Source organism: bacterium (assembly GCA_030583725.1).
Classification (GTDB): domain Bacteria; phylum Patescibacteriota; class Microgenomatia; order UBA8517; family UBA8517; genus JAUYMM01.
In genome coordinates this window covers 480,220-497,031 of record CP129472.1, presented here as the reverse complement: position 1 = coordinate 497,031, position 16,812 = coordinate 480,220, and the positions used below count along the sequence as shown (strand labels likewise).

Genomic DNA, 16,812 nt, shown 5'->3' with positions numbered 1-16,812 from the left:
ATTAATTATTTTGGACTTATTAATGGGCATATACCCAATTTAGCATTATTTGTTCTTTTTTGAAAGAGTTTGAAGTTTTGCTGGCATCAACTTAGCAAGTTGTGACTTAATTCGACCAGCTTTATTTTTGTGAATGGTGTTTTCTTTTGCTGCTCGGTCTGTAAGTGAAGTAGCTTTCTGAATTGACTTTAAATCCTTTGACTTTTTTGCTTTTTTTACAGCAATTTCAAGTCCAGAAAGTGTAATTTTATTAACAATTTCTTTCCTCTTTGAACCCCTCAAAGCTCTTTTGGCTGTTTTTGTTACTGGCATGTGGGTAGTATAATCAAAAAAAATGAAATTAACAATCCCAACAAAATTAAAATCCTTTTTCAATAAATTCAAATCATTGCTTACTGAGCAACAGAACTCTGTTTTATCTGCTGCAACATTAATCATGATAATGATTGTTGTTTCAAGACTCTTGGGGTTGGTTCGCCAAAGAGTGTTGGCTCATTATTTTATGCCTCAAGACTTGAGCTTGTTCTTTGCAGCTTTTAGGTTGCCAGACACAATATTTGAAGTTTTGGTTTTTGGCACATTTGCTTCAGCTTTTATACCAGTTTTTACAAAAACATTAAAAATATCAAAAAGTAGAGCTTGGAGAGTTGCCGGTGTTGTTGCTAATTGGGGAGGACTTATCTTTTTGACTCTTGCATCGATAGTTGTTATATTCGCTCCCTTAATTTATAAATGGCTAACTCCAGGTTTTAGTCCAGATGACCAAAATTTAATTGCCAACTTTGCGCGAATTTTATTTATAGCACAGGGATTTTTTGTTATCTCCTATGTCTTGACTGCTGTTTTAGAATCATCAAAACGTTTTTTTGTACCTGCCTTAGCGCCACTTTTTTACAATCTTGGAATAATTATAGCAACTGTGGTTTTTTCAAATAAATATGGTCTATATGCACCAGCAATCGGTGTAGTTTTGGGATCAATTTTGCATTTTTCAATTCAATTACCACTTGCCTATAAGTTAGGATTTAGGTTCAGCAGAAGCTTAAAGATCACAAACGATGTTAAAAAAATTGCCAGACTTTCACTACCGAGAATTATTGAAGTCTCTTTTTTGCAGGTTGCTAAATTTGTTGAGCTTACGTTTGCATCTCTAATATCAGTCCCTGCTTATACGTATTTTACATTTGGTAATTCAATCCAACTTCTCCCTGTGGGCCTATTTGGTACATCTATTGCCAAAGCGGCGCTCCCAACCCTTTCAGCTCAGGCCGATGACATCCCAGCTTTTAAAAAGACTCTGTATCAAACTTTAAATCAAGTGGTGTTTTTGATGATGCCCATAGTTGCTTTTTTGGTTGTTGCTAGAATTCCTGTTGTTCGATTGATTTTTGGAACAGATATTTTTACTTGGGATGCTACAGTTCAAACTTCGTTGGTGGTTTCTGCATTTGCAATTGGCATTTTTTCCCAAGCGGCCAATTCAATCTTGGCCAGAAGTTTTTATGCATTGAGTGATACAAGAACACCAGTTAAGGTCTCAGTCGTAACTTTATTGTTTAATATCTTACTAAATTACATCCTAGTTATAGTTTATAAACTACCTGTTTGGAGTTTGGCTTTAGCCTTTTCAATTTCTATGATTATTCAATCTGTTATTCTCTTCATTTTAATTACTAGACGAATTCACAATGGTTTAAACACAGCCCTCTATTTGCCAATTTTAAAATCAATTATAGGTGGGTTAGTTTCAGGTTCTACAATGTATTTTATTTTGAAGTTTTTTGATAAGTCTGTTTGGATTAAGAAGTTGTCTTTCATAACGAACCTTGACCTTCCTTTTGACCGGTTTGTATTAGACACTAGGTACGCAGTTAACTTACTTATATTAACCATAATAGTAGGACTAATTGGTACCATTGTTTATATCCTAACTTTAAAAATTTTGAAGTCTAAAGAGCTGGATATTTTTATCAACCTGTTTCGCAGAATGGTTTTGGGTCAAAAATATTCAACTGCAATGACAGATGAAGTAACTCCCTAATTTTAAAAAATACTTGACAACCAACTAGTCAAATTGTACAATTTGACTAGTTATGTTGAAGAATTTAAAAACAATATCTGCATATGAGGCTAGAAAGAATTTTGGTGAGTTGATGAACCTCGCTTATTATAACGATTATGAAATAATTGTTGAAAAAATGGGTAAACCCATGATTAAAATTATTAAAGTGGTGGCTCCAGCAACAAGTTCTCCTTCTAGATCTGAAATTATGGCTAAATATGCGGGTGTGTGGGATAAAAAAGAATTAAAAGTGATAGAAAAAAATGCAAAGAGTTTTAGGAAAAAATTTAATTTTATTGATTAAACAAGATGGGGCTATTACTTGATAGCGATGTAATTATTGATCACTTAAATAATAAAAGTGATTATCTTTCTTCAATCATTAGTATTTCAAAAGAAGGTCTTTTTATGAGCATTATCAATTGGTCTGAAATAACATATGGAATTAGAAAATTAAAAGACCCCACTAAGGCAACTAAACAATTTACAAATTTTATAATTGAGTTAGATATAAAAATACTTGATCTTGATTTAAAAATTGCAGATAAATTTCTTGATTTAAAAATAGACTTAGAGAAAAAGGGCACAAGGCTTGAAGATTTTGATTTGATAATTGGTGCAACAGCAATGGTTAACAATATAACTTTGATTACAAGGAACACTAACCACTTCTCACGTATTCCAAACCTCTTGATATACCCAAATTAACCTCTTGACAACTGTTGGCACTCTTGTTATATTACTGCTAAGATGAACTCACTTAGTGCAAGGCAAACACAGATACTAAAGGCTTTAATTGATGAGTATATAGAGACAGCAGAACCTGTTGGTTCTAGTCAGTTAGAAAAAAAATATAACCTAGGTGTTTCCCCCGCTACCATTAGGAATGAGATGAATCTTCTTACAAAGTCTGGATTTTTAAAACAACCCCACACTTCAGCAGGAAGAATTCCAACGTCAGGAGCAATGAAATTCTATGTAGATCAGTTGATGGAAGAAAAACAAATGAGCTTAGCAGATGAAGTTAAGGCCAAAGAAGAGGTTTGGGACGAAAGAGAAAACTTAAACAAATTTTTAGACGAACTAACACATTCTCTAGCAGATAGGACAGGTAGTATGGCAATTGCTGCAACTGAAGATGGTTCTGTTTGGCAGGCTGGTTATTCAAACATTTTTACATATCCAGAGTTTGGTGACGTTAGATCTTGCACCTCGTTATTTGATTTTATTGACGAGGATGAAGTATTAATGGACTTTTTCTTTAATAGGTTCCCAATTGAGACGACATACGATGTCTTGTTTGCAGAAGATATGGGATTAAGAAACTTACCTGTGGGGATTGTTGCTGCTCATTTTAAGGTTAAAAATAAAAATGGCGCAATAGGAGTAATTGGACCTGTAAGACAGTCTTATTCTACGGTTGTACCAATGATAAGATATTATAGAAACATGTTAGAGGAAATAATGCAATGATTAAGAAAATGAATACTAAAAAAACAAATGATAAAAAGATAAATAATGAAGAGTTTGATGCTATGAAGAACCAACTTGCGAGAGCAATGGCAGACTATTCTAATTTACAAAAGAGGACGGAAGAAGAAAGGGGTACAATGTATAAACTGTCAAGCATTTCTTTTATGACTAAAATATTGCCAATAGTTGACAACTTAAAACAAGCACAGGAACACCTCAAAGATGGTGGCATATCAATAATTATTGGCCAGCTTGAAACCTTAGCAAAAGAAGAAGGTTTTGAAGAAATAAAAATTCAAGTTGGAGATCAATTTAACGAATTAACAAGTGAGGTGACAGAGGTAGTTGAAACTGACAAAGAATTGGACGATAATAGTATCTCAGAAGTTGTGCAATCTGGTTGGAAATACCAAGACGGCACTACCGTAAGACATGCAAGAGTAAAAGTCTTTAAATTCATAAAGAAGGAGGAAGCATAATAATATGTCAAAAATAATCGGTATAGATCTAGGAACAACAAATAGTTGTGTAGCAGTAATGGAGGGTGGTAGCCCTAAGGTTATTAGTGCTTCTGATACTGGAAAAAATACTACACCTTCAGTAATTGAGATTGCAAAGGGTTTAGTTGGTGATGTTGCCAAGCGTCAGATGATTCTAAACCCAACTAACACTATTTCTTCTGTTAAGAGGTTGATGGGTAGAAGGTTTGAAGACAAGGAAGTTACCAGAACTCAAAAAATGGTTTCTTACAAAATCGTTTCAGGTAAAGGTGGTATGGCTGACGTTGAGATTGATGGCAAAGTCTATACCCCACAAGAAATTTCAGCTCGTGTTTTAATGAAACTTAAAAAAGATGCAGAAAAGTATTTGGGAGAAACAGTAGATCGTGCAGTTATCACAGTCCCTGCATATTTCGATGATTCACAAAGGCAAGCTACAAAACAAGCAGGTGAAATCGCGGGACTAACAGTAGAAAGAATAATCAATGAGCCTACAGCGGCTGCGCTCGCTTACGGCCTAGACAAGAAAAAGGCAGAAAAGATAGCAGTATATGATTTAGGAGGTGGCACTTTTGATATTTCTATTTTAGAGCTTGGAGATGGAGTTTTTGAAGTTAAATCCACAAATGGTGATACACACTTAGGTGGTGATGATTTTGACGAAAAGATAGTTGACTATATTGCAGAGGAATTCAAAAAAGAAAATTCAATGGACTTAAGGCTTGATAAGCAAGCACTACAAAGAGTAAGAGATGCTGCAGAAAAGGCAAAAATTGAATTAACAGCTTCTGAGGAAATTGAAATTAATCAGCCATATATAACTCAAAAAGATGGCCAACCTCTTCATTTAACAATGAAGTTAACAAGGGCAAAGTTAGAAGCAATTGTTGAAGAACTAATCCAAAAAACTATTAAACCAGTTGAAGATGCATTAAAAGACGCAGGTCTTAAAGCATCTGACATTAATGAAGTAATTATGGTTGGTGGAATGACTAGAATGCCAAAAGTTCAAGAAGAAGTAAAGAAATTCTTTGGTAAAGAACCAAACAAGTCAGTAAATCCTGATGAAGTGGTTGCAATTGGAGCTGCAATTCAAGCGGGAGTTTTAGCTGGAGATGTTAAAGATATCCTTCTTTTAGATGTTACTCCATTAACTTTAGCTATTGAAACAATGGGTGGAGTTGCAACACCAATGATTCCAAGAAACACAACTGTCCCAACATCAAAGACTGAAGTTTTCTCAACTGCAGCTGATAATCAAACACAAGTTGAAATTCACATAACCCAAGGAGAAAGACCACTTTCAAATGACAACAAAGCTCTTGGAAGATTTGTACTTGATGGTATTCCACCATCTCCAAGAGGTGTGCCACAGATTGAAGTTATGTTTGACCTCGATGCAAATGGAATTTTAACAGTAACCGCAAAAGATAAAGCAACTGGAAAAACACAAAATATTAAAATTACAGGTTCTGTTGGGCTAACAGATGAAGAAGTTAAAAAAGCACAAGAAGATGCAGAGAAAAATAAGGCAGAAGACGAAAAGAAAGCAGAAACCATTAAAGCTAAAAATACTGCAGACTCAACAATTGTCATGGCAGAAAAAGCAATTAAAGATGCAGGAGACAAAGCTCCAAAGGAAGCAGTAGAGAAAGTACAAGAAAAAATCAAAGCACTAAAAGAGGTTCTTGAAACTGGATCAAAAGAGGACTTAGAAGCAAAAACAAAAGAACTTTCAGAAACTTTGTCTGAAGTAGGGCAAGCAATGTATGCTAATCAAGCACCACCAGCAGGAGATGGTCAGCCAGCGGCAGAAGAACCAAAAGAGGAAGAAAAAACCGATGAAAAGAAGAAAAAGAATGATTCAAAAGTTGAAGAAGGGGAAGTTGTTGAATGACGATAGAAACTAAGGCACAATTAGTTCCAGAAGACCCTCAACGAATAATATGGAAAAATAAATTAAAGTTGTGGGTTTCGGGGGATATTGACTACACAACTCTTATGGAAAGTTATCCGGCATACACATTAGATGAAAAAATAAAGAAATTTTTTTTAAGAATCCTTCCTAAATTCAATTAGCTAGAGTAGAATAAGCCAATGGCTACAAAAAATGATTACTATGATTTACTTGGAGTAACTAAAACTTCCAGTGGCCAAGAAATTAAAAATGCATACAGAAAAAAAGCTTTGGAGTGGCATCCTGATAGACATCAAGGTGCTGACAAAGAAGAAGCAGAAAAAAAATTCAAAGAAATAAATGAAGCATATCAAGTTCTTTCTGATTCTAATAAAAAGAGTGCATATGACAACTATGGCCATGATGCATTTTCCCCAGGTGGAATGGGGTCAAGGGGTGGAAATCCATTTGCGGGAGCAGGGCAAGGTTCACCATTTACATATACTTGGTCGTCAAGCGGTGGTCAGCCCTTCGGTGCTCAGGGTGGGAACCCCTTTGGTAACGTAGATTTTGGAGACCCATTTGATATTTTTGAAAGTTTTTTTGGTGGTGGAAACCCCTTTGGTGGCCAAAGAGTAAGACAGATACCAAGGTATTCAGTCAAGCTTACTTTCATGGAAGCAGTAAAGGGTGTAGAAAAAGAATTTGATATAGAGGGAAGATTAAGAAAAATTAAAATTCCTGCAGGAGTTGATGAAGGTACAAAAATTAACTTTGGCGACTTTACTTTATCAGTAAATGTAACACCTCATGAATTTTTTGAAAGAGATGGGGATGATATCCATATAAATGTAACAATTCCCTACTCAATGGCTGTTTTGGGTGGGACTATTAAAGTTCCAACTATTGATAAGGAAGTAAAAATAAAAATAAGAAATGGGACTGCATCTGGAACAATGATTAGATTAAAGGGGCAAGGCGCTACAAATCCACATCACAAACAAAAAGGTGACCAATATGTAAAAATAAATATACTAGTTCCAGAAAAACTAAACAGAACACAAAAAAGAATAATTGATGATTTGAAAGAAGAAGGATTATAATTTCCTTTTTGGCCAATATATTATCTAAAATATCATGAAACTAATAAAACATATTGAAGATGCACCATTGTTAAAAAGTAAATCTGTAAAGAAAAGATTTGCAGTTAGGGCGGTTTTGTTGGATAAAAACGGTTTAACTCCTGTGGTTTTTGCATCAAAGATGAATTACCATAAAATACCAGGGGGTGGAATTGAAAAAGGAGAAAGTAAGACCGAAGCTTTAGTCAGAGAAGTTTATGAAGAATCAGGATGTATGGCCAAGATTGAAAAAGAATTGGGTAAGATTACTGAATATAGATCTAAATTTGAATGGTTTCAACTTCAAACTTCATATTGTTACATTGGAAAAGTTATTAAAAAAGGAAAACCACATTTTGACAAAGGTGAGGTGAGTGAAGGTTTTGAAATGTCATGGTTTACGTTGGATGAAGCAATCAAGATTTTAAAAAATGACAAACCTAAAGACTACGAAGGTTGGTTTATACAACAGCGTGATCTGGCTTTTTTAGAGGAAGCAAGAAAATTAATTGATCTACAATAGAAGAATAACTATAAAATCCATAATTTTAGATTGATTAAATCTCCGTGATGTTGTAAACTTCAATTCTGGTGGGGATAACCCGCCATTTTTGTTAAAATATAAAATTGACCAAGTAAAAAATAGCTATGAATAATCAACCAAGAACAGAATTTAACCAAGCTCTAAAGGCAATAGCTCAAGAAAGAGGGCTTGATGCTTCTGTTATTCTAGATGCTATTAAACAAGCAATAATTGCAGCTTTTAGACGTGATCAGAAAGAAGCTGGAATTGAATACCCAGAAGAAGTAGTAATGGACGCACAAATCGATTCTTTGGATGGTGGTGCAAAAGTTTTGGTGGATGGGAAAGATGTAACCCCTCCTGGTTTTGGAAGAATTGCTGCACAAACTGCAAAACAAGTAATTCATCAAAAAATTAGAGAAGCTGAAAGAGGAGTAATTATGGAAGAATTCACGGGTAAAGTTGGCTCATTAGTCTCTGGGATTGTACTTCGTTTTGATGGTCCCAATGTTAGAGTTGATATTGGTAGGACAGAAGGTTTCATGCCTGCAGAAGAAAGGGTTCCTTCAGAAAGATTGTCATTAGGTCAAAGGCTTACCTTTTTACTTAAAGACATCAGAGAAACAATTAAGGGCAAGGAAATCATTCTTTCTCGTAGTGACAGTCAGTTCGTAGTTAAGCTCTTTGCAAGAGAGGTTCCAGAAATTGGTGCTAACTCTGTTGAAATAAAATTAATTTCAAGAGAAGCTGGAGTAAGAACAAAAATTGCAGTTTATTCAGCTCAAGCGGGAATTGATCCAGTCGGAAGTTGTGTTGGTCAAAAGGGTGTTAGGGTTCAAGCAGTTACCAATGAACTGGGTGGGGAAAGGGTTGATGTTATCCCATGGAATGATGATCCCGCAGAGTTGATTAAATTAGCTTTGGCTCCTGCAGAGAACTTGAAAGTAAAAGTATCTAAAAAGACTCTAGAAGCAACAGTTACAGCTCCAGATGACCAATTATCACTAGCTATTGGTAAAGATGGCCAGAATGTACGTTTGGCTAGTAAATTGACTGGATATAAAATTGAAATTTTAGGAGCACCCGCTGAACCTATCAATGAAATAGATAGTGTAGAGATTAAAGAAAATGTTACTGAAGATACACAATCAGATCAAAAACTAGAAGATGAGTTACCTGAAAAATCACAAGAATGATACAAACAAGTAGCTTAAGAACAAAAATATATGAAAACAAAAAGACAACCAATAGTAGTAGTTTTGGGGCACGTAGATCACGGTAAGACTTCACTTCTTGATGCATTAAGACAAACCAACGTTACTTCAGGAGAAGCTGGTGGCATAACTCAGTCAATCGGTGCTTCTGTCGTTACTACTAAAGATGGTAAAAAAATAACCTTTATAGACACTCCAGGTCATGCAGTCTTTTCAAATATGAGATCTCGTGGGTCAAAATTAGCTGACATTGCACTTTTAATTTTGGATTCAACTGGTGGAATTAAACCTCAAACCAAAGAAGCAATAGATTTAATTAACGAAACCAAAATTCCATTTATCGTAGTTTTAACAAAAACTGACCTACCAACTTCAACAATTGAAACAGCTTTAGCAGAACTTGAAAAAGAAGGAATTTTCTTTGAAGGCCGTGGTGGTCAAGTTCCATACATAGGGGTTTCGGCAAAGAAAAATGAAAAACTAACTGACTTATTGGACTTAATCAATCTTCTAGCAGAAGTGAGTATTATTGAGGGTGATAGTGAAATGGAATTAGAGGCAGTGGTCATAGAAACCTCTAAAGAAAAGGGTGGAAATATGGTTTCAGCTGTTGTTAGAAATGGAAAATTAAGTGTTGGTAAAGATATTTATTCAGACTTGGCTAAAGGCAGGGTTAAGGGTCTTTTTGATGATAAAAACAAACCTGTTAAGGAAGTATTACCTGGTGAACCCGTAAGAATTCTGGGTTTTGAAGGTTTGCCTGAAGTTGGAGCTGTAATAACAGATAAAGAAGTAAATAAAAATAACGAAACCTCAAACCATAGGAGTCAGATCGATAAATCTAAAACCCCTATTTACTTAAAAGCAAATAATGCAGGGTCATTGGAGGCTTTAGTATCATCAATCCCACAAGAATTTGCAGTTATAGAATCAACTGTTGGTGATGTTACTGAGTCAGATGTGTTAAACGCGAAGGCAAATGGCGCATCAATCTATGTTTTTGAAAGTAAGATTTCATCAAGTGTTAAAAAGTTAGCCGAACTTGATGGTGTTAGGTTGGAGAGGTTTGACGTAATTTACGAGCTTTTGCAAAGGCTGACGGACATTGTAAAAAGTGGTATGGTTGAGGTGTTAGGAAAGGCTCAAATTCTGGCTGACTTTCCATTTGATGGTAAAAGAGTTGCAGGGTGCAAGGTCCTATCAGGAAGAATTGAAAAAACGTCTGACACGAGGTTAATGAGGGATGAAAAAGAAATTGGAAAAGTTAAAATTATTTCGATAAAAAAACAAAAGATTGAGGTTCCTGGCGTATCACAGGGGGAAGAATGTGGAATATTCTTTGCTCCACAACTTGATTTTCAGGCAGGAGATGCTATAGTAGCCCTAAAGAGAGATGGAAAATAGTTTTACTTCACTTATAACTTCTGCCAACGAAATTTTAATTTTGTTGCCAAATAAACCATTTTTAGATCAGGTTTCAGGTGCCCTTTCGTTGTATTTATCACTCAATGCCTCTGGTAAAAAGGCCGTGATCGCCTGTTCTGCCCCAATGACCGCAGAATTTTCAAGGTTGGTTGGTGTTGATAAAATAGCTTCAGATATAGGTAGTAAAAACTTAGATATTAGCCTTGTTAATTATGATGCCAATAGTGTGGATAAAGTTAGTTATGACATCAATAATGGACAATTTAAGTTAACAATTAGTCCAAAATCAGGTTTTAACTCTCCCACAGTAGAGCAGGTTAAAGTTGACTATTCTGGAGTATCTGGAGATCTAGTAATTTTAATGGGTGGGGCTAATGACTCACACTTTCCAGAAACAAAAAGAGAAGAGTTACAAAAGACAAAAATGGTTCATATAGGGACAAGACTTTTAGAAATAACTTCAAGTGACTTGTCTGTTTTGTCATATGCAAGGCCTGCATCTTCCACTTCAGAAATTGTTGCTAGTTTAATCAAAGAAAGTGCATTAGTAGTTGACCAAGACATTGCCACAAACTTACTTATCGGCATTGAAGAACAAAGTAAGGGTTTTCAAAGTAGTGAGGTAACAGCGGAGACGTTTGAAATTGTTGCAGAACTCCTTAAACTTGGTGGAAAAAGAATGCCAAAAATTATTCCTGCCAAAAATTATCCAAATGGATCAATACCAAATAAACCTTTTGCTCAAGTACAAACAATTAGTAAGACACCAGAACCTATTTTTGCAGAGGCCTCCAAAGGAAAACAAATGACACCAGAAGAAGCAGAAATGGAATTAAACCAAGAAATTCCAGCCGCATGGTCTGAACCAAAGATTTTTACGGGAACTAGTTTAAGTTAATTATGACAACTGAAAACAACAAATGGGAAAAAGTAGAAATATCTACTGGTCATTTCATATATCGAAGAGATGTGGATCCTAAAAATAATGGAACAAATGCCCCCAGCAGGATCCAAACCGTTTACACAAGTTACAATTAGAGAATTTGTGATAAGTGAGATTAAGAAAAAGGCCAAGATTGTATGCAATCTTATATATAAATCTTAATTCCCCTTTGTAAAATCTAAACTTGCCTGATATAATACAAATATTCGATGATGGTGAGGCAATAATGCTTTGACCATACATGACTGAACAATATGGCATTAAAAATTGACGAGAAGAAAGAATTAATTAAAAAGTTTGCAAGAGAAAAGGGTGATACTGGATCTCCAGAAATTCAAATTGCACTTTTATCTACCAAGATAAACAAACTTGCAGAACACTTAAAAGAACACAAAAAAGATGTTCATAGTAGACGTGGCTTACTTTCAATGGTTGCAAAAAGAAGAAGACTTCTGTCATACTTGGCGAAGAAAGACGAAATAAGATATAAAGCATTAATTAAAGAGCTTGGTCTCAATAAGTAACAGCTTCAATTAGAGAAAAATATAGTTTAAATGAATAAAAGATTAGTTAAGACATTCAAATTAGGTGGAAAAGAAATTACATTAACCACAGGGGTACTAGCAGAACAAGCGGATAGTGCTGTGTTGGTTAAAATGGGAGAGACTGTTGTTTTGGCAACAGTTACATCAGCACCATTAAAACAAGAACTAGATTATTTTCCATTATCTGTTGAATACCAAGAAAAATTATATGCAGGTGGAAGAATTAAAGGATCAAGATGGGTCAAAAGAGATGGTCGACCAACAGATGAAGAAATTTTAGTAGCAAGACTTATTGATAGGTCAATTAGACCACTCTTCCCAAAAACTTATAAAAAAGAAGTACAGATAATTATTTCTGTTCTTTCTGTTGATGGTGAAAATATGCCGTCAATGGTAGGTGCTATTGCAGCTTCAGCCGCAGTACACACAAGTAATCTTCCGTGGCTTGGTCCTGTTGGGGTTGTTAATTTAGGGCTTAAAGACGATAAATACATTGTAAATCCTACAAATACTGAACTTTCAGAATCAATTTTAGACTTAGTTGTTTCATCTACTAAAGATGCAGTTCTAATGATTGAAACTGGAGCAAAAGAAGTAAGTGAAAAACAAGTTGTTGACGGTGTAAAAATGGCATTTGATGAAGCTCAAACAATTAACTCTGCACTTGAAGATTTTGCAAAAGAAGTTGGGGTTACAAGAGATACTTATGTTGAAGACAAACCATCAAAAGAGTTAGAAAAAGAAGTATTGAAATTAGTCAAAGACCAGATACCAGCACTTGTCAAAAATATGGCCACCCATGAAGGATCTTCAGATGAGTTTAAATTATTAGTTGAAGCAGTTTCAGAAAAGTTTGAAAAAATTGAAGACAAAAAATGGGTGACTGAAATAATTGATCATCTTAAAAAAGATTACATCAGGGAACAAATCTTGAAAAAAGGAATAAGACCAGACGGAAGAAAATTAACAGAAATTAGAAAATTAAACTCAGAGGTCAGTTTTTTACCTAGAACACATGGTTCAGGACTATTTACTAGAGGTCAAACACAAGTATTATCTATTGCTACATTAGGTTCAACTCAGATGGGACAACTTCTAGAAACGGCAGAAGGTGAACAAGAGAAAAGATATATGCATCATTATTCAATGCCACCTTTTACTACAGGTGAAGTGGGAAGAGTTGGTGGAGTGGGTAGACGCGAAATAGGTCATGGAGCTCTTGCTGAAAAAGCATTAATGCCGGTTTTACCAACAGAAGAAGTATTTCCATATGCAATTCGTGTTGTTTCAGAAGTTATGAGTTCAAATGGTTCAACTTCAATGGCATCTGTTTGTGGTTCATCCCTAGCTTTAATGGATGCGGGAGTTCCAATTAAGGCTCCTGTTTCAGGAATTGCAATGGGTTTAATTATTGAAGGAAAAGATGTTGCAATTCTCTCTGACATTATGGGAATTGAGGACTTTAACGGCGATATGGACTTTAAGGTTGCTGGAACAGAAAAAGGAATCACTGCAATTCAACTAGATGTTAAAACATTAACTTTAACACCAAGTATTTTAGAAAAGGCACTTGAACAGGCAAAAACGGGACGCGCAGAAATGCTCAAGTCAGTAGTTTCTGCAATTGATAAACCTCGAGCTGAAGTAAGTAAGTATGCACCAAAGATTACTATGGTTAAAATTCCAGTCGATAAGATTGGAGAATTAATTGGTCCTGGAGGAAAAGCTATTAAGAAGTTGATGGCAGATACAGGGACACACATTGATGTTGAAGATGATGGTAGTGTGGCAATTTCAGGGATTGAAAAAGACGGAATTACAAAGGCAATTGAGTATGTTGAAGGATTGGGTAAAGAGGCAACATCTGGTGAAATTTATGAAGGTGAAGTGGTAAGAATTATGCCATTTGGAGCATTTGTAAATATTTTACCTGGAAAAGATGGAATGGTTCACGTTTCAGATATGGCGGAAGGATATGTAGCTGACGCTAATGATGTTGTTACAATTGGGCAAAAAGTACAAGTCAGGGTTAAAGAAGTTGATGAAATGGGCAGAATAAATTTATCTATGAGAATGGATCCTGCAACCGACAAACCAAAAGAAGAAAGAAGAAGTGGTGGGGATAGAGGTAATGACAGAGGTGGAAGGCCACAAAGTGGAGGATTTAGAGGTGGTGGGGATAGAGGTGGAAGACCTCAATCAGGAGGATTTTCAAGAGGACCAAGGACTGGTGGATTTAACAGAGACAGGGGTAATGTAGATAGAGGTGGAGACAGGGGCCAAAATGGTAGATCCAGTGGACCTCATTTCCCAACTTCAAGATACTTTCAGACTGATCAAGGCGGGGATAGATAACACTTCGTCTATTTTTTAATCTTTCAATTTGCAATTCTCATTCAATTTTCTATGGTTCAATGTTACAATTAAATAATGTCAGATACTGCCTTTCAAGAAATTGATATTCTGTCAACTAAAGTTGCCAGTTCTTCTGTACCTGAAGATTTAAAAAAATCTGTTTCTATACGTTTGGATCAACTTAAAAAATTAACTAACTCTCCAACATTCTTGCCTGAGTATGACAGAATGGATAGTTACATTGGTTGGATTACAAGTCTGCCATGGACTCAAAAATCACAGGACAACTTAGATTTAGTAAATGCCAAGAAAATCCTGGATGAAAAACACTATGGTCTGGAAGATATTAAATCAAGGGTTTTGGAATATTTGGCTGTAATGAAACTAAAACAAGAAAAAGGAGAAGCAAAAGATATATATCGTGCTCCAATTCTTTGCTTTGTAGGTCTTGTAGGTACTGGAAAAACAACAATTGCCTTTTCCATTGCTGAAGCCCTGGGAAGAAAAATAGCGCGTATTCCATTTGGAGGTATGGGAGACCCTCTTGACCTGCGTGGTCAGTCCAAGATGCATCCTGAAGCAGAACCTGGAAAAATTATTAAAGCAATGAAAGATACACAATTTAAAAACTCTGTAATACTTCTTGATGAAATTGACAGGGTAACAGATCAGGGCAGAGCTTCTATTATGGGTGTGTTGGTTGAACTTTTAGACCCTGGGCAAAATCATGCGTTTTCAGATCATTATATAGATTATCCATTTGACCTTTCTGAGTGTATCTTTATAGCTACAGCGAACAATACAACAAACATTTCAACCGCAGTTATGGACAGAATTGAGCCAATTATGATGCCTAGCTATTCTGATGAAGAAAAAATAACCATTGGAAAAAGATATGTTTTCCCCAAAGCTTTAAAAGATGCAGGGTTAACCCCAGAAACCCTACAAATTGATGATGAAGTTTGGGCAAACCTAGTCAGACCTTTTGGATATGATGCTGGAATTCGTACAATGGAAAGAACAATTGGCGGAGTTGTCAGAAAAGTTGCAAGAGCAATTGTTGAAGGAAAAGGAACAACATTTCATGTCACTACTGCAAATGTAAAAGAATTCCTTCCGTTGTAGTAGAATAACTTTGTGAAACTTTTAATTATTGGTGACTCCCATGGAAATATTGCAAATATAAAACATGTTATGGGCTTTGCAAAAAAAATTAATGCCTCTGCAGTTATTCATACTGGAGATTGGTATAACTTTGACAGCATAAAAATAGTTACAGATTGTGGTATTCCATTATATTCTTGTTTGGGTAATGCAGATATAGATCCAAGATTTGATTTTAAAGAATTTGTAGAACTTGAAATTGATAATATTAAAATAGGTTTAGTCCATAATATTAAAAAAGTAAAAACAGATAAAGATAAATTTGATGTTATTTTTTGTGGACACAACCATCAACAAAGACAGATAGGAAATATGATAAATCCTGGAGCTTTGGAAAATGGAATAAATTTTGCAATTTTTGATACCAAAACCAAAATGGTAGAATTCATAAATATATGATTAAAAATATTGTTCTTGACTTTGGTGGAGTTGTACTAACAGATGATGACGTTGGGGTCTTGTTTGATAATAAGGAAATAAAGGAAAGGTATGGAGTATCCGATCAAGTTCTTCATGACGCTTGGGTTAAATACTGGCACGAAGTGGGAGAGGGAAGAATGACAATTTTTCAGTTTTACGATAATTTTCAGAAAGAAATATCTGGAAAGGTAGATGGGGGTTTGTCGATAGAGCTTTTTAAAATATACAAATCTAGGACTCGTACTTTAGAACCGTACGATATATTACCGAATCTGAAGAGAAAATACAAAATACTTGCTTTAACCAACATATTCAAAGAGGGTTACGAGTTTAAAAGGGAAAAATATGGTCTAGACAATTTTTTTGAAATGATTATTGCCTCTTGTGAGGTTGGTGTTTCAAAACCAAATCAGGATATATTTCAAATATTATTAGATCGATCAAAGATAATCCCTGAGGAAAGTTTATTCGTAGATGATCGAGAAAAGAATACAGTTCAAGCAAGCAAAATGGGTTTTAATACACTTCTGTATGATAACTTTACTAACTTCAAAGAAAAATTAATTGACTTTGGTATTAAATATGAATAATTACAAAAAACTCCACAATCTTAAAGATGAAATGGAAAAGGATGAAACCCTCCCACTTAAAAAAATTGCAAATAAGTTAGTTTTTGGTTCTGGGAACACTGAGGCAAAAATTCTTTTTGTGGGTGAGGGCCCAGGGAGACAGGAAGACCTACAAGGTTTGCCTTTCGTTGGTCAAGCGGGAAAATTGTTGGATAAATTACTATTACTTGCAGGACTCGAGCGAAAAAAAGTTTTCATTACAAACATTGTTCATCATAGACCTCCAGAAAACAGAGATCCACTACCTAATGAAATTGAAAGCTATGGTAAGTATTTAGACGAGATTATTAAAATAATTGACCCAAAAGTGATAATTACATTAGGCAGGTTTTCCATGGCAAAGTTTTTGCCTGAAGTATTCATATCTCAGGTTCATGGTAAAGAACACAATATTGTGTGGAACAGTAAAGAGATAACTGTTATACCTATGTATCATCCAGCAGCATCTTTAAGAAATGGGAAGATTCTAGAGGCAGAAAAACAAGATTTTCTTGCTTTAAAAGAAACTCTAACAAGAATAATTATTTTTTCGTGATATGAT

The 16,812-nt window shown here is 35.1% G+C and carries 20 protein-coding genes; 19 read left to right on the top strand and 1 reads right to left on the bottom strand.

Annotated features, from left to right (window positions below):
• Positions 1 to 45: 45 nt before the first annotated feature.
• Positions 46 to 312, bottom strand: coding sequence for a 30S ribosomal protein S20 (rpsT, locus tag QY322_02820; GenBank protein ID WKZ25300.1), 267 nt, complete (start codon positions 310 to 312; stop codon positions 46 to 48).
• A 22-nt stretch (positions 313 to 334) separates the two neighbouring features.
• Here rpsT and murJ point away from each other — a divergent pair, with 22 nt between their 5' ends.
• The 19 genes from murJ (at position 335) to QY322_02725 (ending at position 16,806) form a co-directional block, all read left to right on the top strand.
• Positions 335 to 2,041: a murein biosynthesis integral membrane protein MurJ gene (gene murJ, locus QY322_02815; protein ID WKZ25299.1), complete on the top strand. Its 1,707-nt coding sequence runs from the start codon at positions 335 to 337 to the stop codon at positions 2,039 to 2,041.
• Between the two features lie 52 nt (positions 2,042 to 2,093).
• On the top strand, positions 2,094 to 2,366 hold the full coding sequence (locus tag QY322_02810; GenBank protein WKZ25298.1) for a hypothetical protein: 273 nt from the start codon (positions 2,094 to 2,096) through the stop codon (positions 2,364 to 2,366).
• A gap of 5 nt (positions 2,367 to 2,371) precedes the next feature.
• Positions 2,372 to 2,770: a type II toxin-antitoxin system VapC family toxin gene (locus QY322_02805; protein ID WKZ25297.1), complete on the top strand. Its 399-nt coding sequence runs from the start codon at positions 2,372 to 2,374 to the stop codon at positions 2,768 to 2,770.
• 42 nt (positions 2,771 to 2,812) lie between these two features.
• Positions 2,813 to 3,535, top strand: a complete 723-nt coding sequence (locus tag QY322_02800) for a hypothetical protein (GenBank protein ID WKZ25296.1) — start codon at positions 2,813 to 2,815, stop codon at positions 3,533 to 3,535.
• Positions 3,532 to 4,014 (top strand): nucleotide exchange factor GrpE, encoded by a 483-nt coding sequence (gene grpE / locus QY322_02795; GenBank protein ID WKZ25295.1) that lies wholly within the window; start codon positions 3,532 to 3,534, stop codon positions 4,012 to 4,014. The genes QY322_02800 and grpE overlap by 4 nt, the downstream gene beginning before the upstream one ends.
• 4 nt (positions 4,015 to 4,018) lie before the next feature.
• Positions 4,019 to 5,932: a molecular chaperone DnaK gene (gene dnaK / locus QY322_02790; protein ID WKZ25294.1), complete on the top strand. Its 1,914-nt coding sequence runs from the start codon at positions 4,019 to 4,021 to the stop codon at positions 5,930 to 5,932.
• A complete protein-coding gene (locus QY322_02785) occupies positions 5,929 to 6,114 on the top strand; it encodes a hypothetical protein (protein ID WKZ25293.1) in 186 nt (61 codons plus the stop codon). Before dnaK ends, QY322_02785 begins: the two co-directional genes overlap by 4 nt.
• Positions 6,115 to 6,132: 18 nt before the next feature.
• A complete protein-coding gene (locus tag QY322_02780) occupies positions 6,133 to 7,035 on the top strand; it encodes a DnaJ C-terminal domain-containing protein (GenBank protein WKZ25292.1) in 903 nt (300 codons plus the stop codon).
• A 34-nt stretch (positions 7,036 to 7,069) separates the two neighbouring features.
• Complete coding sequence (locus QY322_02775) at positions 7,070 to 7,576, top strand: NUDIX domain-containing protein (GenBank protein ID WKZ25291.1); 507 nt, start codon at positions 7,070 to 7,072, stop codon at positions 7,574 to 7,576.
• Positions 7,577 to 7,701: 125 nt separating this feature from the next.
• Positions 7,702 to 8,772 (top strand): transcription termination factor NusA, encoded by a 1,071-nt coding sequence (gene nusA / locus QY322_02770; GenBank protein WKZ25290.1) that lies wholly within the window; start codon positions 7,702 to 7,704, stop codon positions 8,770 to 8,772.
• A gap of 30 nt (positions 8,773 to 8,802) precedes the next feature.
• Positions 8,803 to 10,194 (top strand): GTP-binding protein, encoded by a 1,392-nt coding sequence (locus QY322_02765; GenBank protein ID WKZ25289.1) that lies wholly within the window; start codon positions 8,803 to 8,805, stop codon positions 10,192 to 10,194.
• Positions 10,184 to 11,113 carry a hypothetical protein gene (locus QY322_02760; protein ID WKZ25288.1) on the top strand — a complete coding sequence of 310 codons (930 nt, stop codon included), beginning with the start codon at positions 10,184 to 10,186 and terminating at the stop codon, positions 11,111 to 11,113. Before QY322_02765 ends, QY322_02760 begins: the two co-directional genes overlap by 11 nt.
• 2 nt (positions 11,114 to 11,115) lie before the next feature.
• Positions 11,116 to 11,253: a hypothetical protein gene (locus QY322_02755; protein WKZ25287.1), complete on the top strand. Its 138-nt coding sequence runs from the start codon at positions 11,116 to 11,118 to the stop codon at positions 11,251 to 11,253.
• 159 nt (positions 11,254 to 11,412) lie between these two features.
• Positions 11,413 to 11,682, top strand: a complete 270-nt coding sequence (gene rpsO / locus QY322_02750; protein ID WKZ25286.1) for a 30S ribosomal protein S15 — start codon at positions 11,413 to 11,415, stop codon at positions 11,680 to 11,682.
• A gap of 30 nt (positions 11,683 to 11,712) precedes the next feature.
• Positions 11,713 to 14,058 (top strand): polyribonucleotide nucleotidyltransferase, encoded by a 2,346-nt coding sequence (locus QY322_02745; protein WKZ25285.1) that lies wholly within the window; start codon positions 11,713 to 11,715, stop codon positions 14,056 to 14,058.
• A 75-nt stretch (positions 14,059 to 14,133) separates the two neighbouring features.
• Positions 14,134 to 15,183: an AAA family ATPase gene (locus QY322_02740; GenBank protein WKZ25284.1), complete on the top strand. Its 1,050-nt coding sequence runs from the start codon at positions 14,134 to 14,136 to the stop codon at positions 15,181 to 15,183.
• 12 nt (positions 15,184 to 15,195) lie between these two features.
• Positions 15,196 to 15,621 carry a metallophosphoesterase family protein gene (locus QY322_02735; GenBank protein WKZ25283.1) on the top strand — a complete coding sequence of 142 codons (426 nt, stop codon included), beginning with the start codon at positions 15,196 to 15,198 and terminating at the stop codon, positions 15,619 to 15,621.
• Positions 15,618 to 16,232, top strand: coding sequence for an HAD-IA family hydrolase (locus QY322_02730; protein WKZ25282.1), 615 nt, complete (start codon positions 15,618 to 15,620; stop codon positions 16,230 to 16,232). The genes QY322_02735 and QY322_02730 overlap by 4 nt, the downstream gene beginning before the upstream one ends.
• Positions 16,225 to 16,806, top strand: coding sequence for a uracil-DNA glycosylase (locus QY322_02725; GenBank protein WKZ25281.1), 582 nt, complete (start codon positions 16,225 to 16,227; stop codon positions 16,804 to 16,806). The genes QY322_02730 and QY322_02725 overlap by 8 nt, the downstream gene beginning before the upstream one ends.
• Positions 16,807 to 16,812: the final 6 nt, after the last annotated feature.